15 protein-coding genes are annotated in these 21,803 nt (G+C 36.0%); 8 read left to right on the top strand and 7 right to left on the bottom strand.

Annotated features, from left to right (window positions below):
- The first annotated feature begins 99 nt into the window (after positions 1-99).
- The 6 genes from OD90_RS03830 to OD90_RS03805 all read left to right on the top strand — a co-directional run bounded on the left by OD90_RS03830 (position 100) and on the right by OD90_RS03805 (position 12,109).
- Positions 100-7,581 (top strand): Ig-like domain-containing protein, encoded by a 7,482-nt coding sequence (locus OD90_RS03830; RefSeq protein WP_144666824.1) that lies wholly within the window; start codon positions 100-102, stop codon positions 7,579-7,581.
- Positions 7,582-7,731: 150 nt separating this feature from the next.
- Entirely contained in the window at positions 7,732-8,679 is a 948-nt protein-coding gene (locus OD90_RS03825) for a type IX secretion system membrane protein PorP/SprF (protein WP_144666821.1), read from the top strand.
- A 12-nt stretch (positions 8,680-8,691) separates the two neighbouring features.
- On the top strand, positions 8,692-10,647 hold the full coding sequence (locus OD90_RS03820; protein WP_144666818.1) for an OmpA family protein: 1,956 nt from the start codon (positions 8,692-8,694) through the stop codon (positions 10,645-10,647).
- Positions 10,648-10,725: 78 nt separating this feature from the next.
- Complete coding sequence (gene idi, locus OD90_RS03815) at positions 10,726-11,244, top strand: isopentenyl-diphosphate Delta-isomerase (protein WP_144666815.1); 519 nt, start codon at positions 10,726-10,728, stop codon at positions 11,242-11,244.
- Positions 11,241-11,651, top strand: coding sequence for a 6-pyruvoyl trahydropterin synthase family protein (locus OD90_RS03810; protein ID WP_144666812.1), 411 nt, complete (start codon positions 11,241-11,243; stop codon positions 11,649-11,651). The genes idi and OD90_RS03810 overlap by 4 nt, the downstream gene beginning before the upstream one ends.
- 5 nt (positions 11,652-11,656) lie before the next feature.
- Positions 11,657-12,109, top strand: coding sequence for a peroxiredoxin (locus OD90_RS03805; RefSeq protein ID WP_144666809.1), 453 nt, complete (start codon positions 11,657-11,659; stop codon positions 12,107-12,109).
- A gap of 533 nt (positions 12,110-12,642) precedes the next feature.
- Here the strand turns inward: OD90_RS03805 and OD90_RS03800 are convergent.
- The 5 genes from OD90_RS03800 to OD90_RS03780 form a co-directional block, all read right to left on the bottom strand.
- Positions 12,643-15,162, bottom strand: a complete 2,520-nt coding sequence (locus OD90_RS03800; protein WP_144666806.1) for a M14 family zinc carboxypeptidase — start codon at positions 15,160-15,162, stop codon at positions 12,643-12,645.
- 62 nt (positions 15,163-15,224) lie between these two features.
- On the bottom strand, positions 15,225-15,968 hold the full coding sequence (gene ppgK / locus OD90_RS03795) for a polyphosphate--glucose phosphotransferase (RefSeq protein ID WP_144666803.1): 744 nt from the start codon (positions 15,966-15,968) through the stop codon (positions 15,225-15,227).
- 103 nt (positions 15,969-16,071) lie between these two features.
- Positions 16,072-17,109 (bottom strand): AI-2E family transporter, encoded by a 1,038-nt coding sequence (locus OD90_RS03790; RefSeq protein ID WP_144666800.1) that lies wholly within the window; start codon positions 17,107-17,109, stop codon positions 16,072-16,074.
- Between the two features lie 2 nt (positions 17,110-17,111).
- Positions 17,112-17,528, bottom strand: coding sequence for a VOC family protein (locus tag OD90_RS03785; protein WP_144669632.1), 417 nt, complete (start codon positions 17,526-17,528; stop codon positions 17,112-17,114).
- A gap of 36 nt (positions 17,529-17,564) precedes the next feature.
- Positions 17,565-17,765, bottom strand: coding sequence for a hypothetical protein (locus OD90_RS03780; RefSeq protein WP_144666798.1), 201 nt, complete (start codon positions 17,763-17,765; stop codon positions 17,565-17,567).
- 232 nt (positions 17,766-17,997) lie between these two features.
- Between OD90_RS03780 and hisF the strand changes: the two genes are divergently transcribed.
- Positions 17,998-18,753 carry an imidazole glycerol phosphate synthase subunit HisF gene (gene hisF / locus OD90_RS03775; protein ID WP_144666795.1) on the top strand — a complete coding sequence of 252 codons (756 nt, stop codon included), beginning with the start codon at positions 17,998-18,000 and terminating at the stop codon, positions 18,751-18,753.
- A gap of 57 nt (positions 18,754-18,810) precedes the next feature.
- Entirely contained in the window at positions 18,811-19,410 is a 600-nt protein-coding gene (gene hisIE, locus OD90_RS03770) for a bifunctional phosphoribosyl-AMP cyclohydrolase/phosphoribosyl-ATP diphosphatase HisIE (RefSeq protein WP_144666792.1), read from the top strand.
- 179 nt (positions 19,411-19,589) lie between these two features.
- Here hisIE and OD90_RS03765 read toward each other — a convergent pair whose 3' ends face one another.
- Positions 19,590-20,840 carry a S41 family peptidase gene (locus tag OD90_RS03765; protein WP_144666789.1) on the bottom strand — a complete coding sequence of 417 codons (1,251 nt, stop codon included), beginning with the start codon at positions 20,838-20,840 and terminating at the stop codon, positions 19,590-19,592.
- A 102-nt stretch (positions 20,841-20,942) separates the two neighbouring features.
- Entirely contained in the window at positions 20,943-21,740 is a 798-nt protein-coding gene (locus tag OD90_RS03760; protein WP_144666787.1) for a LytTR family DNA-binding domain-containing protein, read from the bottom strand.
- Between the last annotated feature and the right edge of the window lie 63 nt (positions 21,741-21,803).

Here is a 21,803-nt window from a genome sequence, read left to right as displayed (position 1 = left end):
AGTTTTAAGAATCAAAATCATCAGTAATTCTGTGTACACAGGCGTTATATGCCCTGTTGTGTTCATTGTTATAACTAATTTCGGTTACATCAATAATATATGATACTATTTTTACAGTCTTCTTCTTCAATACCTTTTAAAAGAAGTTTTTTATCGACATTATTGCTACTATTTACTTTCTGTCTTAGTGGTCAAACAACGCCTTCTCAATCTCCATCTATTCGTTCTGGAGTTACTTTTCAGTGGTCTGATGTACAAGACACAAATGGTAATAATGATGTAAGTAATGGAGAAAATAATAGACCAGCAACCATAAGTTCAATTATAATAAATGGAGAGGTGTACAACACCTTTGCAACGCCTTCGGATTATGAGCTTACAAGATTAGGGCCTCAAGGACATAACGATAATGGTATTTTAGAAAATGGAAACTTACGCATTGGTCAAAGTGGTGGTGTAGCTGGATCTCCAGCATCCACACAATGGAATAGTTTTGCATTAAGAGCTTTTCAGGATAAAAATCTGAACCATTACTTTACTTCAGTTAGAAATGGTGAGGCAGTATGTGGACAATTTTCTGCAGCAGCTTCACCTACAGCAATAGCTCAAAAACAATCCCTTGATTTTAATCCCGCGTTGCCATCAAATACAGGAGGAATATTGGCTGTAACAGAAAGAGGAGGTAATAATTGTTATTATATTGAAATGTACGGAATACCAATAGGAGGAGGCCCTGTGACAAAGTTGGGAGAGACTTTTGTGAGAACACAAAATAATTATAGATATAGGGATACATTGCAAAGAGCCCCTATAAATAACGGTACAGATTATTGGGTATCTGGTCGGTCTAATGAGAATGGACAAAATATTGCTATTGCTCTTTTTAATCTAAATAGTATAGCACCTACAGGGTCTAAAATTACAAGAATCGACTTTGTTGCAGCTACTAGAGATCCAGGTGACGGTAAATTTTTTATATTACAGCAGTATGCTGTAGATGGTATGGAAACCGGATGTTTGAACACTCCGTATGAGGGTAATATTGATCTTTCAAATACCGCTCCGGAGAATTCTAGCTATGCATTAATTCCAAACTCGCTTTCTTTTGACCCACCAAGTACAAATGGTAATGGTAGTTTAAATTTCAATAGTAGTGGTTCTTATACATATTCCCCACCTGTAGGGTACGCAGGTGCAGTTAGTTTTGACTACGAGGTAAACCTTCCTGCTCCTAATAGTCATATTTCTGATAGTGCTACGATCACTCTTAATTTTGTAGATCTTCCAGAAGCACCTATCGCAGAGCCTATCTGCCAAGAGGGAACTGTATACTCAATTCAGGTAAACTCACCTCTAGGAAATGAATATGAATATGCTCTAGATGGTGAAGATCCTTTTGTAGATAGAAGCTATCAATCTAGTCCTTTATTTATTTCAGTCCCTTCTGGCGAATACAAGGTTTCTGTTAGAAATAAATTTACTAATTGTTTTAGTACAGAAACTTCGGTTACTGTTTTAGATAACTTAGAGATATCAGGAGTTGTATCAGATGGAGTGTGTACAGGAGCAAACTCTGGAAGTATAGATATAACAGTGAGTGGTGGTGTAGGCCCCTACACGTATGAATGGATTGGACCGTCAGGATTTACTAGTACTGATGAAGATCTCGCAAATTTAGATGCAGTAACTTATGAAATCACTGTTACGGACTCTAAAGGATGTATAGAGAAGAAAAGGTTTACGGTACAAGAACCATCGGTAGCGCTAAGTGCTAACGCTAACCCGACGGCTATTCTCTGTAAAGGAGAAAGCACAGGCTCAATAGATTTAACAGTAAGTGGCGGAATGCCAAGCTATAGCTATGCGTGGAGCGGCCCTTCAGGATTTACAAGCACAGATGAAGACCTTGTCGGTCTTGTTGCTGGGACTTATAGCGTTACGATCACAGATGACAATGGCTGTACGATAACGATTAATACTATAGAAATAGATGAGCCATCGGTAGCGCTAAGTGCTAACGCTAACCCGACGGCTATTCTCTGTAAAGGAGAAAGCACAGGCTCAATAGATTTAACAGTAAGTGGCGGAATGCCAAGCTATAGCTATGCGTGGAGCGGCCCTTCAGGATTTACAAGCACAGATGAAGACCTTGTCGGTCTTGTTGCTGGGACTTATAGCGTTACGATCACAGATGACAATGGCTGTTCGATAACGATTAATACTGTAGAAATAGATGAGCCATCGGTAGCGTTAAGTGCCATTGCTAACCCGACGGCTGTTCTCTGTAAAGGAGAAAGCACAGGCTCAATAGATTTAACAGTAAGTGGCGGAATGCCAAGCTATAGTTATTCGTGGAGTGGCCCTTCAGGATTTACAAGTACAGATGAAGACCTTGTCGGTCTTGTTGCTGGGACTTATAGCGTTACGATCACAGATGACAATGGCTGTTCGATAACGATTAATACTGTAGAAATAGATGAGCCATCGGTAGCGTTAAGTGCCATTGCTAACCCGACGGCTGTTCTCTGTAAAGGAGAAAGCACAGGCTCAATAGATTTAACAGTAAGTGGCGGAATGCCAAGCTATAGTTATTCGTGGAGTGGCCCTTCAGGATTTACAAGTACAGATGAAGACCTTATCAGTCTTGTTGCTGGGACTTATAGCGTTACGATCACAGATGACAATGGCTGTTCGATAACGATTAATACTGTAGAAATAGATGAGCCATCGGTAGCGTTAAGTGCCATTGCTAACCCGACGGCCGTTCTCTGTAAAGGAGAAAGCACAGGCTCAATAGATTTAACAGTAAGTGGTGGAGTGCCAAGCTATAGTTATGCGTGGAGTGGCCCTTCAGGATTTACAAGCACAGATGAAGACCTTGTCGGTCTTGTTGCTGGGACTTATAGCGTTACGATTACAGATGACAATGGCTGTACGATAACGATTAGTACTGTAGAAATAGATGAACCATCGGTAGCGTTAAGTGCCATTGCTAACCCGACGGCTGTTCTCTGTAAAGGAGAAAGCACAGGCTCAATAGATTTAACAGTAAGTGGTGGCACAGCAAGCTATAGCTATGCGTGGAGCGGCCCTTCAGGATTTACAAGCACAGATGAAGACCTTGTCGGTCTTGTTGCTGGGACTTATAGCGTTACGATCACAGATGACAATGGCTGTACGATAATGATTAGTACTATAGAAATAGATGAGCCATCGGTAGCGTTAAGTGCTATTGCTAACCCGACGGCCGTTCTCTGTAAAGGAGAAAGCACAGGCTCAATAGATTTAACAGTAAGTGGTGGAGTGCCAAGCTATAGTTATGCGTGGAGTGGCCCTTCAGGATTTACAAGCACAGATGAAGACCTTGTCGGTCTTGTTGCTGGGACTTATAGCGTTACGATTACAGATGACAATGGCTGTACGATAACGATTAGTACTGTAGAAATAGATGAACCATCGGTAGCGTTAAGTGCCATTGCTAACCCGACGGCTGTTCTCTGTAAAGGAGAAAGCACAGGCTCAATAGATTTAACAGTAAGTGGTGGCACAGCAAGCTATAGCTATGCGTGGAGCGGCCCTTCAGGATTTACAAGCACAGATGAAGACCTTGTCGGTCTTGTTGCTGGGACTTATAGCGTTACGATCACAGATGACAATGGCTGTACGATAATGATTAGTACTATAGAAATAGATGAGCCATCGGTAGCGTTAAGTGCCATTGCTAACCCGACGGCCGTTCTCTGTAAAGGAGAAAGCACAGGCTCAATAGATTTAACAGTAAGTGGTGGAGTGCCAAGCTATAGTTATGCGTGGAGTGGCCCTTCAGGATTTACAAGCATAGATGAAGACCTTGTCGGTCTTGTTGCTGGGACTTATAGCGTTACGATCACAGATGACAATGGCTGTACGATAACGATTAGTACTGTAGAAATAGATGAGCCATCGGTAGCGTTAAGTGCCATTGCTAACCCGACGGCCGTTCTCTGTAAAGGAGAAAGCACAGGCTCAATAGATTTAACAGTAAGTGGTGGAGTGCCAAGCTATAGTTATGCGTGGAGTGGTCCTTCAGGATTTACAAGTACAGATGAAGACCTTGTCGGTCTTGTTGCTGGGACTTATAGCGTTACGATTACAGATGACAATGGCTGTTCGATAACGATTAATACTGTAGAAATAGATGAGCCATCGGTAGCGTTAAGTGCCATTGCTAACGCGACGGCCGTTCTCTGTAAAGGAGAAAGCACAGGCTCAATAGATTTAATAGTAAGTGGTGGCACAGCAAGCTATAGTTATGCGTGGAGCGGCCCTTCAGGATTTACAAGCACAGATGAAGACCTTGTCGGTCTTGTTGCTGGCACTTATAGCGTTACGATCACAGATGACAATGGCTGTGCGATAACGATTAGTACTATAGAAATAGATGAGCCATCGGTAGGATTAACAGCCAATGCTAACCCGACGGCTGTTCTCTGTAAAGGAGAAAGCACAGGCTCAATAGATTTAACAGTAAGTGGTGGAGTGCCAAGCTATAGTTATGCGTGGAGCGGCCCTTCAGGATTTACAAGCACAGATGAAGACCTTGTCGGTCTTGTTGCTGGGACTTATAGCGTTACGATTACAGATAACAATGGCTGTACGATAACGATTAGTACTGTAGAAATAGATGAACCATCGGTAGCGTTAAGTGCCATTGCTAACCCGACGGCTGTTCTCTGTAAAGGAGAAAGCACAGGCTCAATAGATTTAACAGTAAGTGGTGGCACAGCAAGCTATAGTTATGCGTGGAGTGGCCCTTCAGGATTTACAAGCACAGATGAAGACCTTGTCGGTCTTATTGCTGGGACTTATAGCGTTACGATTACAGATGACAATGGCTGTACGATAATGATTAGTACTATAGAAATAGATGAACCTTTAACTGTACTTACAGGAAATATCACATCTACAAACGAAAATGGAGCTACAGCAAACGATGGTACTGCTACCATAACAGTATCTGGAGGGATTCCTAATTATACTTATTTATGGAGTCCTAATGGGGAAACTACTCCCACAATTATAAATCTCGATTCTGGAACTTACAGTGTAATCGTAACCGATCAAAATGGTTGTATCTATTCAGAAACAGTCACGATTACATCTATTAATCAAATTCCAGTTGCTCAAGATGATAATGTCTCCACCCTAGAAGATACTACCATAACAATTGATGTACTGCAGAATGATTCCTTTGGGTCCGATGGATCTTCTTCCTCGAATATTTCAATCACAGCCCTCCCAGTTAATGGGTTCACTGTTGTCAATTTAGACAATACCATCGAGTATATTCCTGGACCTAATTTTGTAGGAACAGATGAGTTTATCTATGAAATTGAAGATAGTAATGGTGATACCGCTTTCGCGAAAGCGAGTGTAATTGTAAATGCTGTAGTAGACGCAGTTGATGATATTGTGACAACAGCAGAGGATACGCCAGTTACTTTTAACGTTTTTGACAATGATCTCTTTATAGATACAAACTTTGAAGTAACAAGTGTAACTAATCCAAATAAAGGTACAGTAACGTTTACTGTTGATGGCACGATGATATATACTCCTGATTCCAACTTCAATGGCTCAGATCAATTTGATTATACTGTTACTGTACAGCATAGAGATGGTCTTACAACTAATGAAGAAACGGCTACTGTATATATTACCGTAGTGGGCGATAATCCCTCCATACAATTATATAAAGATGGTAATTATTTTGATGCTAATAATGACGGTATTGTCAGCACTGGAGATGAAGTTAATTATGTTTTTACAGTAGTAAATACTGGTGATGTAATACTTTTTAATACTACCATCTCTGATCCGCTTCCTGGTGTAATCATTTCTGGTGGGCCTATAACATTAGATGTGGGAGAGTCAGATAGTACATCATTCTCGGGCACTTATACAATAACACAGGCTGATATTGATGCTGGGACTGTTGTAAATTTAGCATCTGTAACAGCAGAAGAGCCGGGTAATGATCCAAGTGATCCGTCAGATGATATTACTGATGAATCTGAAGATCCAACACCTGTAGATATACCATCTAACCCAGACTGCCCATTTTGTACAGAAACCCCTCTAGAACAAGTTGCATCTTTATCATTAATTAAAAATGGCTTATTCATGGACGAGAGCGCAGATGGATTTGCACAGGTAGGGGAAACAATTGAATATATATTTACAGTGAGTAATAATGGAAATGTCACTATTACTGATATTATCATCATAGATCCACTAGTTACAGTAATAGGTGGTCCAATAGACCTTTCTCCTGAAGAAAGCAATAGTACTACTTTTACAGCCTCATATGTCATAACCCAAGAAGACATTAACAATGGTAGTGTAGAGAACCAAGCATTAGCTATAGGACAAGATCCAGATGAGACGGAAATAACAGACCTCTCAGATGATGATTCAGAGCTTGAAGATGAAGTAACCCTTACAGAATTACCTGTAGGAGCAAGTATTAGCCTGATTAAAAGCGGAGTATTTAATGATGAAAGCAATGATGGTTTTGCTCAAGAAGGAGAAACCATTACTTACACATTTATACTTACAAATACTGGAAATGTAAGCATAATCAATATTGCTATTGAAGACCCGTTAGTACCTATTAATGGAGGTCCTATTTCATTGGATCCTCAAGAAATTGACAATTCCACATTTACTGCTACTTATACCATAACAGCAGTAGATATTTTAAATGGGTTTGTAGTGAATCAAGCTATAGCTACAGGTCAAGATCCAAGTGGAAACGATGTCGTTGATATTTCTGACGATGATTCAGAACTAGAAGATGAGGAAACTATTACCATACTTCCTCGACGGGGAAATATTTATTTAGAGAAAACAGGTATAGCGCTAGACGTTAATGGAGACGGACTTATTAATGTAGGTGAGGTCATAAGATATTCGTTTACGGTCACAAATTCTGGTTTAATAACTATTACGGATATCACAATTTCAGATCCATTAGTGCCAGTAGAAGGTGGACCTATAACCTTACTTTCAGGTGAATCTGATAGTACAACATTTAGTGCTAATTATGTGGTTACACAAACAGATATAGAAGAGGGTCTCGTAATCAATCAAGCAACCGTTAGTGGTGTAGATGAAAACAATCATGAGGTTTCAGACCTTTCTGATGATCCTACAGATTTAACCAATAACGACCTAGATGGTGATGGTGATCCGGATGATCCAACGATTGTTGTTTTTCAAGGAGTGCTTAATATTGCAGATATCGAGGTATTCAATGGCATATCTCCAAATGGAGATGGGCGTAATGACTACTTTATGATTCAAGGTATTGAGAATTATCCTAATAATAATGTGCAGATTTTCAATAGATGGGGAGTTCAGGTATTTGACATTAATGGGTATACCAATAATGATAGTACAAAAAGATGGGATGGTACGTCAAACGCTAGAGCTACAATGAATTCAGAAGATCAAGTTCCGTCAGGTACGTACTATTATATCATTGAGTATGATACCCCAGATGGAACTCGTAATAAAGCAGGTTACCTCTATGTAAATTGATACTTGTACTTACGCTTTCGCGAAAGCGTAATCTCAACACAAATGATTATTTAGTTTCCTCCAACTATAAGAGTTCACATTATTAATCGCAATTATGATCTCTCATAGCACTGAAACATTTGTCAAATAAATTAAAATGACAAGCATATAATGAAACAACTACAACTATTTCTAGTCGCTATTCTAACCACGATGATAGTGATGGATTCTCAAGCTCAACAGGACCCTCAATATACTCAGTATATGTATAATACTGTGGCAATTAACCCAGCATATGCGGGTAATCGTGGGGTGACGAGTATCGTAGGATTGCATAGAAGCCAGTGGGTAGGCCTCGATGGAGCACCGCGTACACAGAGTTTAAGTGTTCACTCACCCGTAGGAGATGGAAAAGTAGGCTTAGGTCTTTCCATTGTAAATGATGCCTTAGGTCCTGGCCAAGAAACCTATTTTGGAGCAGATTTTAGTTACACGGTAAATACCTCAAATAGGGGTAGACTAAGTTTTGGGTTAAAAGCCGGGGGGCACATATTGGACGTTGACTTAACTAAACTCAATATAGAAGACCAGTCTGATACTCGCTTTTCTCAAAATATTGACAATAAATTTTCACCAGTGATAGGTGCAGGAATTTACTATCATGCAGATAAATTTTATGCAGGTATAAGTGTTCCTAACTTAGTAGAGACAGAACATTTTGACAGAAGTACTACTGATAATAGTGCTTCTAGTTTTGTAGAACAAGAGCGCATACATTATTATGGTATTATAGGTTATGCGTTTGATCTTACAGATCAATTAAAATTTAAACCAAGTGCACTTTTTAAGGCTGTTGTAGGTACTCCATTACAAGTAGATGCAACAGCAAATTTCCTTTTATTGGAGAAATTGCATATGGGAATTGCATATCGATGGGATGCAGCATGGAGTGGTCTTGTAGGTTTTCAAGTATCAGATAGTATGCTCATAGGTCTTACCTATGATCGTGAGAGTACAGATTTAGGAAACACAGTTTATAACGATGGAAGTTTTGAAATCTTTTTAAGGTTTGAATTATTTAATGAATATGATCGAATGCTTACACCTAGATTCTTTTAATGCCTTTGTAATATGAAAAAAAATGCGCTTATATTCATTCTTTTTATTTCTTTTCTTGGATTTGCCCAAGAATCAACAGTAGAAAAAGGGGATAAACAATTCCATAAATATGATTTTGTAGATGCTCAAAAAATCTATCAAAAGGTTGCAGATAAAGGTTATCAATCTGCAGATTTGTTTAAAAAGCTCGCAGATGCCTACTATCTTAATGCAAAATATGAGCAAGCTAAAACATACTATGAAAAATTAATTAAACAATATCCAGAAACGGCAGGTGCTCAGGTATATTTTAGATATGCCATTTCATTGAGATCAATGAAAAATTATGAACTATCAGATGCTATGATGTCTCATTTTTTTGAATTAAACAATCAAGAAGAAGCTGCTGAAGTTTATCAGAAAAGTCCAGATTATCTTCAAAGAATAGCTCATCAAAAAGATGCTTATGAGGTAAAGCCTACTACTATAAACTCTGGATATTCTGACTTTGGATCTATTTTGTATAATAACAAATTAATTTTTGCGTCAAACAGAGACACGGGAACTTTTAGAAAACGTATTCATAAGTGGAATGGTCAACCTTTTCTTGATATCTATCAAGTAGATCTTAGTAAAGTAGATGTGGATGCAGGTTACACATATGTAGAAAAATTTAGCCCTTTTATTAATACTCAATTTCACGAAAGCTCACCTGTTTTTACAAATGATGGAAACACTATATATTTTACAAGAAGTAACTACAATAACGGCACCTATAAAAAAGATAAAAGGGGTACGAATAAGTTAAAAATTTACAAAGCAAATTTAGATGATGGTAAGTGGTCTAGTGCTTTAGAGTTGTCTATTAATAGTGATTCTTACACGATTGCTCACCCTGCTTTGAGTCCTGACAATAAAAGATTGTATTTCTCATCTGATATGCCAGGAAGTTTAGGGATGTCAGATATCTGGTATGTAAGTATAAATGAGGATGGTCTTTACGGTAGTCCAATTAACTTAGGAGAAAAAATCAATACCGAGGGACGTGAAACGTTTCCTTTTATAAGTGCTCAAAATGATTTGTACTTTGCCTCAGATGGTCATCCTGGTTTAGGTGGTCTCGACCTCTATATTGCGTCACTTAACAATGAAGGAGATATCAATGGTAAAATAATTAACTTGGGAGAACCTGCAAATACATCAAAAGACGACTTTGCTTTTATGATTGATACGGAGACAAATACGGGTTTCTTATCATCTAACCGCGATAATAGTGGAGTAAATGATGATATTTACTTATTAAAACAAAATAGAAAACCTGTAATATCTTGTGATATTTCTTTATCGGGTATAGTAAAAGATAAGGATACTGGAGACTATCTAGAAGGAGTAAATGTAAGCTTATATGATGTAGACAATACGTTATTAAATTCTATAGTTACAAAAAGTGCTGCTACTTTTTCATTTGATCCAGATTGTGGTAAAATTGTTTTACTCAAGGCATATAAAGAAAATTACAATTCTCAAGAATTCATAATAACAACACCTATACAGTCTATGGACATTAATAAAACCATAGAGTTGGAAAAAAAGCTTAAAGAGGTAAAACCTGGTGATGATATTGGACTTGTTTTAGATCTTAATCCTATTTATTTTGATTTTGATGAATCTACTATACGACCAGATGCTGCTTTAGAGCTTGCAAAGGTTCAAGCTTACATGGAGGCTTATCCATCAGTTAGAATTGACATCAAATCACATACGGATAGTAGGGGAGATAGCAGCTATAATATGAAGCTATCACAATGGCGTAATGAGGCTACAATACAATGGCTAAAATCCCAAGGAATCGAGTCTAAAAGACTCTATGGAAAGGGCTATGGCGAGTCTCAGTTAGTGAATGAGTGTGTGGATGATGTTTTATGTAGCGAAGCAAGACATCAATTAAATAGGCGTAGTGAATTTATAATAGTAGTAGATGAGCCATAATAGTCAAAAATAATTTTATAGTAAGAGCACCTTATTAAGAGGTGCTTTTCTATTGTTATTTGTATTTTTACAAGGCTTATGAAAGAAGAATTAGTCATCTTAGTTGATGAAAACGATACAAAAATTGGGCTCATGCCTAAAATGGAAGCTCATGAAAAAGCGCTACTACATAGAGCTTTTTCCGTGTTTATATTTAATGATAAACAAGAGCTTATGCTACAGCAGCGTGCAGCCCATAAATATCATAGTCCAGAACTCTGGACAAACACCTGTTGCAGTCACCAAAGAGACGGAGAGTCAAATATTGACGCTGGAATGCGTAGATTACAGGAAGAGATGGGTTTTACAGTTTCTTTAGAGGAAAAGACTTCTTTTATTTATAAAGCTCCTTTTGATAATGGTCTTACAGAACATGAGCTAGATCATATTCTAGTAGGTACATTTAATAAGGAACCTCAAATAAATCCAGATGAAGTTGCTTCTTGGAAATGGATGTCTCTAGATGATGTAAAAAAAGATATTAAAGATCAACCATCACAGTACACAGCTTGGTTTAAAATTATCTTTGACAAATTCTATACTTATATTCAACAATGAGAATCACTGCAAATCGAAAAGCTCATTTTAATGCAGCACATAGGCTGTATAGAAAAGACTGGACAGATCAAAAAAACACGGAAATTTTTGGTAAGTGCAGCAATCCTCATTTTCATGGTCACAACTATGATCTTATTGTTGGAGTAACAGGTGAGATTGACGAAGAGACGGGGTATCTTATAGATTTAAAAATATTAAAGGATATCATAAAAATAGAAGTAGAGGATTATTTAGACCATAAGAACTTAAACTTAGAAGTAGAAGAGTTTAAAGCAATCAATCCAACCGTAGAGAACATTGCTGTGGTTATCTATGATAGGATTAGGAGAGTACTTAATACACGTTTTGATCTTACCATCACTTTGTATGAGACTCCTCGCAACTATGTAATTTATAAAGGAGAGTAAGAGTTATGGGGTTAAAAATAGGAGACAAAGCACCCGCTTTTAAATTAAAAAACCAAAATGGTGAGGTCATCTACGCTGGTGAGTACTTAGGAAACACACCACTTATTATATACTTTTATCCAAAAAACTTTACTCCTGGTTGTACAGCACAAGCGTGTAGTTTTAGAGATCAATATCAAGATTTCTTAGAGGCAGGTGCAAAAGTATTCGGCATAAGCTCAGATAGTGTAGAAAGTCATAAACGCTTTCGCGAAAAGCACCACTTACCCTTTGATACACTTGCAGATAAATCTAATTCAGTAAGACGTAGATATGGTGTAAAAGGAAACTTGCTAGGTCTTATTCCAGGCAGGGAGACCTTTGTTATTGATAAGGATGGGGTAATTCAAATGAAATTTAACAGTATGGCGGCTTCTCAGCACATCCCAAAAGCACTCGAAGTTGTAAAAAGTTTTTAATGGGCATTATTTGCTATTTAAAATAGCTATTCCGATCATAACCAAAATTATACTCATAGAGGTTAAAAAACACTAAAGTTGTTCTATACTTTTTTGTAGATAAAAATGTTACTGTTTGTGGATTTTTTACACACTATTAAAGAGATTAGCTCTTCTTCCATAGCATGAGTTTTTAAAGGTGTGCTTTCTCTCATTGCTAACTTCAGAATTTTCAATAGAATATTAATAAGTTATAAGAACCATGATTTCTCTTCATTCAACTAGTTACTCTTTTTAAATTAATTAGTAACAATCCCCTTAGTTTTAATGCCGTATATAAATAAAAGGGACTTTCTCAAATTAGTTCCACCTTTTACTAAAGCAATAATCCCAATTAACAGTGGCATTAAATCTTTTTGATTTTTGGAAAAGACAACACTTTGCTCAATACACATCATCATTATAAGTATATAGTTGAGTAGTAAAGAATAGATTAATACTATTCACCTAGAATACCTTCTCTTAAAAGAATAAAATGAACTATTTTGATGTTACTACATTTCTTCTCCAAAAAAGATAGCATTCATTAGTAATTTATTAGTACCATACCAAAAGGCTCTAAAATTCGTATTATCAGTAAATATAATTACATCACCCCTTCCTAAGTTTTGATGAACAAACGGCCTCGTTTCTGGAATTGCTTTAAGGTTAATTTTTGAAATGTACCCAGATTGTAAAGGACTCTTTGTATACTTAATTGGGTTTTTATAGCTTGTAGAGTCGGCTTCTATAAAGATAGTCGTGTTTCTAAAAAGTGATATACGATCTCCAGTATAACCAAAGTTTATAGGGTGTGATCTATCTTGCTTTGCTTCAAAAATAGCACCACCTATGACTTGTGCTCCATTAAAATCACTACGTTGCTCAAAACTCACCCCTTTTGCAGGATTTTCTGTTTTTACAAATTTTATATCGAGTAATTTATTAGTTTCAAACCATTTGGCAACATTTCGATAGCCTATTAAGGTTCCACCACCACGTGTCCAATCTTTGAGTTTTTTTATATTAGATTTATTGATGGCATTCCCCCACACATTAGGAAGTATAATATCTGTATATTTTGTAAGATCTGTACGGCCTAGATCTTTGGTGTCTAATTTTGTAATACGCATTTTATAGCGTGTATCAAATAAGTGCCATATCTCTCCAGCATCATAGGGATTAATTCCTTCTCCCACAATTACTGCTACTTTAGAAGGTTTTAGTGCTCTAAATTGATTACTCCCTAGATCAATACCTTGCGTTAGTCCAGTACTTACAGATCTTATAGTTACATGAGAAGTATTAGAGACCTCATTCATAAAATTTTGAAGTTCTACGCGATCTAATATTTGATTTTGTACAGGAATCATAATAGTTCCATAATCATAACTCATATTTTCTAACGTAAATTGCTGCATCGCCACTTTTGCACGAAGACCTTTATTAAGAATTGCATTTAAAGCTTTAGGCGCATAGTAATCATGCCATTCCATAAGATAAGCATAAGAACTATTTACCACTTTTGGAGTTTGAGTTTGTTGTAAGTTTTTAATCTCACTACCTGCATTTGTAAGACTTGCATTTTCTGTAAAATCGACTCCAAATGCGAGTGGGAATGACCAGGCACTTATATCATAAAATAAACTATCTGTAAAGGCAGTACGCTTTTCAAACATTGCTTTAATTAACCTTCCTTGACGCTGGTTTTTAGGAACGATATAACTCATTCCTTTTTTAAAATTTATTCCACTTTCGCTAAAATCATTTGCGACTGTATGTACTTTAATTTTATGACGTTTTAAAATTTCTGCAAGATGATATGAAGTTCCAGCATCCTTCTCACTACCGAAAGCGTAAGCGCCATTCAAATTTTCGCCTCGAGCGTTATTGAAAAAATCTCTTTGGTAATTAAGCAACTCACTTTTCATACCTTGAGCTGCTTCTAGAGTAGATAGTATAGCGGTAAACTGGTTACGTATTGTAAATTTAAATTCTAACAATCCATTGTCTGTTTCTTGCGCGTGACCGCGACTACTACCTTGTTCAAAAAGAATTCCAATTCCTCCATTTATATCTGGAAATGTAGATCCCTTTCCGTAGTAAAAATCGTCAAAGCTCTCTTCGGTATAATAGAAGCTACCTATTTTATCTAGTGCTGCAGCGTGATAGTTACCTATTTGCTTGGTGAGTTCTTGATTTAAAACAGGGGTAAGTGGGTGTGTACGTGACTGTATACCTGGCTGAAAAAAGAAGCTACTATTACTTCCCATCTCATGATGGTCTGTCAAAATATTGGGATACCAATTATGAAAAGTTTCAATACGAGCTCTAGACTCAGGAAGTTGCACAGGTAACCAGTCGCGGTTCATATCAAACCAGTAATGATTTGTTCTGCCTCCAGGCCATATCTCATCAAATTCACGATCTTGTGGGTCAGGATTAATTATTTGACTTTTATTAGTATTTGCCCAATAAGCAAAGCGTTGTAGTCCGTCAGGATTAAAAGAGGGATCAAAGAGAATGACAGTATTTTTAAGAAGGCTATCTATCTTTTCTCCTTGTGCGGCAGCTAAATAATAGGCTGCTACTAGCCCTGCATTTGCACCAGAAGGCTCGTTACCATGTATGGAAAGACCTTGATAAACCACAATAGGCATTTGGTTTAAATTGAGAGCAGAACTCCCTTCTTCAGTAATTTTAAGATGTTGTGCTTGTATTTGGTCAATTCTATTTTGGTTTGCTGGAGAAGTGATGGTTAATAGTAAAAGCGGTCTCCCTTCAAATGTGGAACCACGATTTTCAATCGTGATCCGATCACTGGATGCCGCAAGTACACGCATATATTCTGAAAGCTTGTCGTGGCTCACATGCCATTCTCCTGGGGTAAATCCTAAAATGCTATCAGGAGTAGGAATTTCACTATTGTAGGTTACATCTTCTGGAAGGTAATAGCTTAGATCTACTTTACCAGTTTGTGCATGTAGATTGAAATAAGATACTAAGAGTGTGGTGATAAAAACAAAAAATCGCATGCGCCTTTTTTTAAGGTTTAAAGCCTAAAAATAGAGAAAAGAACTTATGAAAGCTTAAGGTATTATGAATTTATTTTTGCCTCATAGGCACAAGCTGCTCCTATAATACCCGCATTGTTTTTCATCTGAGCTGCTGTGAAAGGAATGTCTGTGGTAATATATTTTTTAAACTCATCCATGTGCTTGCTTATACCACCTCCTATAATGTATTGATCTGGCGTGCAAATGGACTCTACGGTATCAAGGAAGAAATTAAATCGATGCGCCCATTGTTTATAGGTTAGATTTTGTGCTTTTCTAACAGAATTTGCAACATATTTTTCGATAGGCTCATTATTATATGGAATTCTTCCTAATTCAAAATTAGGTATTAATATACCATTGTTATAAAGGCCAGAACCTATACCTGTACCTACGGTAATGGTTAATACAAGACCATTTATATTTTTTCCGCTACCAAAACGTACTTCTGCCATTCCAGCAGCATCTGCATCATTTATAACCACGCATGGAAGCCCAGTTTTTTCAGAAAACAGTTTGTCTATTTGTACACCTAGCCAGCTTTTATGCATGTTACCGTAGGCCATTGCTTTGCCATTGACAATTACTGTAGGAAAGCCAAATCCTATGGGGCCTTTCCAATTAAAATGATCTACGATTTTCTGGACTGCTTTTGCTACAGCCTTAGGTTTTGCAGGTCTTGGAGTTTCAACCCTAAAGCGTTCAGTTGTTAACGCTGCTGTTGTTAGGTCTACAGGAGCTCCTTTAATTCCAGTTCCACCTATATCGATGCCTAATATTTGCATTGAAAAATAGTATTATTTTCTGTAATGTGAAGATAGGAATTTATGAGCTATAAATGATTTAACATAGTTGCGCTTTCGCGAAAGCGTACTCCTAAAACGATTTCTACAGTACTTCTTCCTCTGTTTGAGATAATTCTTTCCCGTATTCTTGTTTGTAAATTTTAACGATTAAAAGAAAAAGACTTACTAATATAGGACCAAATATAAGGCCGATAAAACCAAAGAGAGGAACACCCACTATGACCCCAACAATAGTTACTAGGGGATGTACATCTGCCAGTCTTTTTTGAATGATAAGTCTAAAAATATTATCTGTAGACCCTACTACTATAATCCCGTAAGCAAGCATGGCAATACACAGCCCTATCTGTCCTGAAGCGTATAGGATGATACATACAGGCACAATCCCTAAAGCAGTTCCTATAAAAGGAATCATAGCACCTATAGTTACTACGGCAAACCAAAAAAATGGATCTTCTATTCCAAAAATCAAAAACCCTACAAGTGCGACAGTTCCTTGCATAATAGCTACTAGTGGTATGCCTATAGCATTAGATTTTACAAGATTAACACTATCTTTTCCTATTACTTTAAGATTGCTCTCACTTAAAGGGATATAATCAAGTAAAGTCTCTCGAAATGTACGACGGTTTGTGAGCATGTAATAAAGCATAAAATACATTATGCTTATCGCTATGAGTATGTTAAAGGTACTACCTGCTAAGTTTTGAAGATTTGAACTCATCCAGTCTGTTATAGCACCTGTGTCTATAGTTTCTGTAAGGTTCATTCCTATTTGAGTTTCTAGTTTTGAAAGTGAACTCTTGATAATATCTACAACTTTACCACTATTTTCAACTGCTTTACTCACCTTAGAAGTAAGCATAAGTGTCAACCCTGCAATAGGGACTAATATTACTAGAAAGGAACCTACCATAAGCAGGGATGCAGCAATACTAGGATTCCATTTTTTTTTGTTTACTAAATACTTTTGCCATTTACGCATAAGTACAAATAGGGTAATAGCTCCTAATACTCCAGAAAGATAAGTGGCCATTTCTTTAAAAATGAGCCATCCCAATAATACTATTAGAAATATTACGAAGAGTTGTCTTAATAGTTTAGGGTTAATTGTTTTCATAGTTATGATGCAAATAGTTGATCGTCATTTTTAAAAGCTTTAAATTCTAATGCATTTCCACAGGGATCATAAAAAAACATTGTGGCTTGTTCTCCAGGTTTGCCTTCAAACCGAATATAAGGTTCAATAATAAATTTAACGTGAGCTCCAATCTCCTTAGCAAAATTGTGAAAATCGTCCCATGCTAAGACAACACCAAAGTGCGGCACAGGCACAGCCTTTCCATCTACTTCATTGTGTTTTACAGAGTCTATTATCTTTTCTTTGTAATGAATTACCAACTGATGACCAAAAAAATTAAAATCTACCCAATGGTCACTGCTGCGACCTTCAGGTAGATTTAAAATATCTCTATAAAATGTTCTAGCCTTGTCAACATCATCTACTGGGATGGCAAGGTGGAAAGGACGTAAATGCATAGTATCTTTTATTTCTGATACTAATTTACGCACAAATTACTTCTTTTCTGCAGCTACTACGTCAGTATCTTTACGATGCTTCAATAAAGATATGCCTGCAAAAAAGAAGATAACACCAAGAATAGTAAATGCCCAAGGGTTCATTCCAGTTTGCATACTGCCAAAAATTCCCATTACTCCTAAAACGAGCATTACAGCTCCAGCAACCAGAGCTATGACTCCTATAATCTTTATCATAATTTATTAATTATTGGTTAGAGTATAAATGTATTTTATTGATAAATGTTTATTTAATAGATTAACAACGTATTATTATAGATTTAATACATAATTATGAATGTGAGTTACAATTTAAGAAGTGTTAAGAAAACCAGCCATTCTTTCATAGAGGAGTACGGTAGTTTTGCATATTTTTGTAAAGAGTTAAAAACAAGTATACTTAAAACCTATAGTTTTAAATAAAAAGCCCTTGATTACAAAACGTATTATACCTTGTCTCGATATAAAAAATGGTCGTACTGTAAAAGGGACTAATTTTGTGAATTTACGGGATGCTGGAGATCCAGTAGCCCTTGCAAAAATATATTCAGAAACAGGAGCAGACGAACTAGTATTTCTTGATATTTCTGCGACAGAAGAGCGTAGAAAAACGCTAGCAAATTTAGTTTTAAGTGTGGCTTCACAGGTTAATATTCCATTTACCGTAGGAGGAGGTATCTCTTCTGTAGCAGATGTAGACATTTTATTACAAAATGGAGCAGACAAAGTGTCAATAAACTCTAGTGCAGTAAAAAGACCAGAGCTTATAAATGATTTAGTTTCAAAATTTGGTTCGCAATGTATAGTTGTCGCTATTGATGCAAAACGGATTAATAATAATTGGATAGTTCATCTTGTAGGAGGTAAAGTTCCTACAGAGTTAAATTTATTTGACTGGGCAAGGGAGGTGGAGGCTCGAGGGGCAGGTGAGATTCTATTCACTTCTATGGATAATGACGGAACAAAAGATGGTTTTGCAAATGAAGCGTTAGCTCGGCTGTCAAGTGAACTTAATATACCCATTATAGCTAGTGGTGGTGCTGGGACCATGCAACATTTTACAGATGCTTTTCAAGTAGGGAATGCAGATGCAGCACTTGCAGCTAGTGTATTTCACTTTAAAGAAATTGAAATACCAATATTAAAGAGAGAAATAGCTTCAAAAGGAATAAACGTAAGATTATAATTTAAAGAGTAGCAATGATTAATTTCTCAAATCATAGCATCTTAATGTAGATAAAAAATGAAAATAGATTTTAGTAAATATGAAGATGGTTTAGTGCCAGCTATCATTCAAGACGCAAGTACGAAAAATGTTTTAATGCTGGGCTTTATGAATGCAGAGGCTTATGAAAAAACATTATCTACAAACAAAGTGACTTTTTACAGTCGTTCAAAGCAGCGCTTATGGACTAAGGGAGAGGAGACAAAAAATTATTTAATATTAGATAGTATTAAATCAGACTGTGATAATGATTCGTTACTTATACAAGTACAACCACAGGGACCCACCTGCCATAAAGGAACAGATACGTGCTGGGGAGAACGTAACCGCCCGAATTTTGGATTTTTATCGACATTAGAAGAAATAATAGAAGATCGATGGAACAATAAGGAAACTGCCGACTCTTATGTAGCCTCATTATTTAGAAAAGGGATCAATAAGGTAGCACAAAAGGTCGGAGAGGAAGCCGTTGAAGTTGTGATCGAATCAAAAGATGATAACGACCACCTATTTCTTAATGAAAGTGCAGACTTGCTTTTTCATATAATGGTCTTACTTCAGGCTAAAGGTTTTCATTTAAGAGATGTAGAAAATACATTAATAGCGAGACATAAATAATAAATAGTATTCAGTGATATAATAAAGAAATCATCTTCTAGTAGAGATTAAGTTTTATACTAGAAGATGATTTTTTTAATTTTAATGGTGCTGTAGATAAAAGATGAAAACATACAATACTTCTGGTGTATACTCTGCAGGAATTTTACCATCAAGTTATTGTTATGCCTCCTTTATGTTTAATAATTCTTTTTATTAATAATTTTTAAAGTTTGTTCAATCCAATCTTCTTCAAAGTTTAAAGTTATTTCAGGTTGTATACCTACATATTCATAATCTATGTATTTGTGAAAATTCATATCTGTTGGATATATGGAAAAGCATTTAGAGGGAGTTTCCAAAGTCCGTCCATAATTAGAGCCGTACGCAATTGCCCCATATGTGCGTTGGCCTAAGTGCTTTGAATTTTTTAATTTTTTTAGTTTTAATGTGAATTGCTCTGCATTACTTATAGTTAGGAAGTTTGTAATGATATAAACATTCATTTTATTTTTTTTAAAAATCTTGTAAAATGGATCAGAGTATTTTGAATTCCCCCCGCCATTGTCCCTTAAATCTACAATAATATTTTCTGCAGTAAATTTATCTTTTGTTTCATCATAAAATTTCTCAAAATTTAATACGTTGTCCTTTCTATTAGAAAAACTCCCAAAGTATACATACTGAGTATCTTCAGTTAGTTGTCTAAACTCCCAATTTTCTTTTTCTTTTTTAATATGCGTATGTGGAGAAGTTCCTTCTTTAGTTAAGTTCCATATACGACCATCATAATAGTACATTGCTGGTATACGTACTAACGTACCACCAGGAATACCTATAGTGGTGACATCATACATGTTTTTACCCACTTTTGTAAAGTAGTATTTAATTTGGCCTACAGCCCATAGAGGGTCGGTAGAATTTGTTACAACACCTTCAAATCCATTTTGTACTGCTGTAATTCCTATCTCTATAGATTCTGATAGTTTATATATACCTTCAAAATCAGTAAACGACTTGTTCTCTAAAATTTTTAATAATTCAAGAATATTGTAGCTTGTGGTAGGGTGGCTTTTAAAAATTTTGCTGTTTATAAAATGGGTTATACTGTCTTGACGGATTAAATTATTTTTTAAATATTTTGGTTCCTTATGGGTAATAGCGGCATGCTTATCTTTTATTGTTGCAAGTAATTCATTTAAAATATTGTAGCAAGCTACCACCGTCGTTTCTGGCGTTATTTTTAATTTTAAAGAATCTAATTTACTATCATATAAATAAAGTAGATCCCCTTTAATTTGCTTTTTGAACGAGACCATTTTTCTTATTTGAGAGTCTATATAAATCAAATCTTCTTTACAATTACATTTTTTTTGATATGGGTTATTTGCTTTCGCGAAAGAAGATAGTAAGCATATAAACGCAATAAAAAAGGAAGTAAATGTTTTCATGTGAGTAATTTTAACTATTAATTTTTTAAAACTTAATAGATCAAAACTATTCTCTTGATAGCGATTTCACTAACCCTTACAGTACATTGGGGCGAAACTGAATTAATTTGTGGCGAAACTTAGGGCCTTTTTTACCTCAAAAGCACGAGTTTTAGAAACAGGTACAAAAAGTGTATGCGATAAAATGAGGCCCATTTTATTCTTTTCCATTTTATAGGATTGAAAATGATCACTATTTATAAGAAAAGATCGATGAGTCCTGATCAGTTCAGGAAATTTTTTTTCAAGCTTACTTAACCTTGTACGTATGAGTTGCTTTTTTAAATTTCCATGGTCTTGATAATGAATTTCCACATAATTATCAGAAGCTTCTAAGAGTATTAGATCTGATGGAAATAAACGTAAACCTTCATAATTACCTTCCCCTTTTATATGAATTTTTGAAGCCTCTATTCTTCTATTTACATACTTCCCAAAAGCATAACGGGCTACAGCTACAATTGGGAATATTACTAACATGGCAGGAAAAAATATAGCAGTAAAATAATAGGATATTGAGTAAGGATTGGGTTGGTTGTAAACTATTATGTATGAATAGAATAACCGCATTATAATAAATGTGAATGCAATAAATAATAGAAAGAAAATGAACTCACTTCTAATTTGCCACTTTTGATTATTTTTAATGAATATAAACTGCTGTACAGGTAACATCGCTAGGTAACATAGTGCAGCTAATATTCCATACAAAGGTAGGTATATCAATTTTTCTGAACTAGAGAGTTCATTTACATCTAGTGGCTCTGTAAAAAACAGAAAAGAAAACACCCAGAAGGCAAGTCCTATTGCTATAAAAAGGTGGCTTTTAATTTTTGGATCTAAGGGGAATTTTTGTAACATAATGTATTAGAAAAATGTAAAATACAGACTTGTTTGGAAAATTTCAAAGTTTAATACTTAAAT

The sequence above is a fragment of the Dokdonia sp. Hel_I_53 genome (assembly GCF_007827465.1).
GTDB lineage: Bacteria > Bacteroidota > Bacteroidia > Flavobacteriales > Flavobacteriaceae > Dokdonia.
This window is presented reverse-complemented; position numbering and strand designations above follow the sequence as displayed.

What these genes read in the sequence shown, in the direction of transcription:
- OD90_RS03830 (WP_144666824.1), top strand. Translation starts at nt 100, where the DNA reads ATGATACTATTTTTACAGTCTTCTTCTTCAATACCTTTTAAAAGAAGT.
- OD90_RS03825 (WP_144666821.1), top strand. Translation starts at nt 7,732, where the DNA reads ATGAAACAACTACAACTATTTCTAGTCGCTATTCTAACCACGATGATA.
- OD90_RS03820 (WP_144666818.1), top strand. Translation starts at nt 8,692, where the DNA reads ATGAAAAAAAATGCGCTTATATTCATTCTTTTTATTTCTTTTCTTGGA.
- idi (WP_144666815.1), top strand. Translation starts at nt 10,726, where the DNA reads ATGAAAGAAGAATTAGTCATCTTAGTTGATGAAAACGATACAAAAATT.
- OD90_RS03810 (WP_144666812.1), top strand. Translation starts at nt 11,241, where the DNA reads ATGAGAATCACTGCAAATCGAAAAGCTCATTTTAATGCAGCACATAGG.
- OD90_RS03805 (WP_144666809.1), top strand. Translation starts at nt 11,657, where the DNA reads ATGGGGTTAAAAATAGGAGACAAAGCACCCGCTTTTAAATTAAAAAAC.
- OD90_RS03800 (WP_144666806.1), bottom strand. Translation starts at nt 15,162, where the DNA reads ATGCGATTTTTTGTTTTTATCACCACACTCTTAGTATCTTATTTCAAT.
- ppgK (WP_144666803.1), bottom strand. Translation starts at nt 15,968, where the DNA reads ATGCAAATATTAGGCATCGATATAGGTGGAACTGGAATTAAAGGAGCT.
- OD90_RS03790 (WP_144666800.1), bottom strand. Translation starts at nt 17,109, where the DNA reads ATGAAAACAATTAACCCTAAACTATTAAGACAACTCTTCGTAATATTT.
- OD90_RS03785 (WP_144669632.1), bottom strand. Translation starts at nt 17,528, where the DNA reads ATGCATTTACGTCCTTTCCACCTTGCCATCCCAGTAGATGATGTTGAC.
- OD90_RS03780 (WP_144666798.1), bottom strand. Translation starts at nt 17,765, where the DNA reads ATGATAAAGATTATAGGAGTCATAGCTCTGGTTGCTGGAGCTGTAATG.
- hisIE (WP_144666792.1), top strand. Translation starts at nt 18,811, where the DNA reads ATGAAAATAGATTTTAGTAAATATGAAGATGGTTTAGTGCCAGCTATC.
- OD90_RS03765 (WP_144666789.1), bottom strand. Translation starts at nt 20,840, where the DNA reads ATGAAAACATTTACTTCCTTTTTTATTGCGTTTATATGCTTACTATCT.
- OD90_RS03760 (WP_144666787.1), bottom strand. Translation starts at nt 21,740, where the DNA reads ATGTTACAAAAATTCCCCTTAGATCCAAAAATTAAAAGCCACCTTTTT.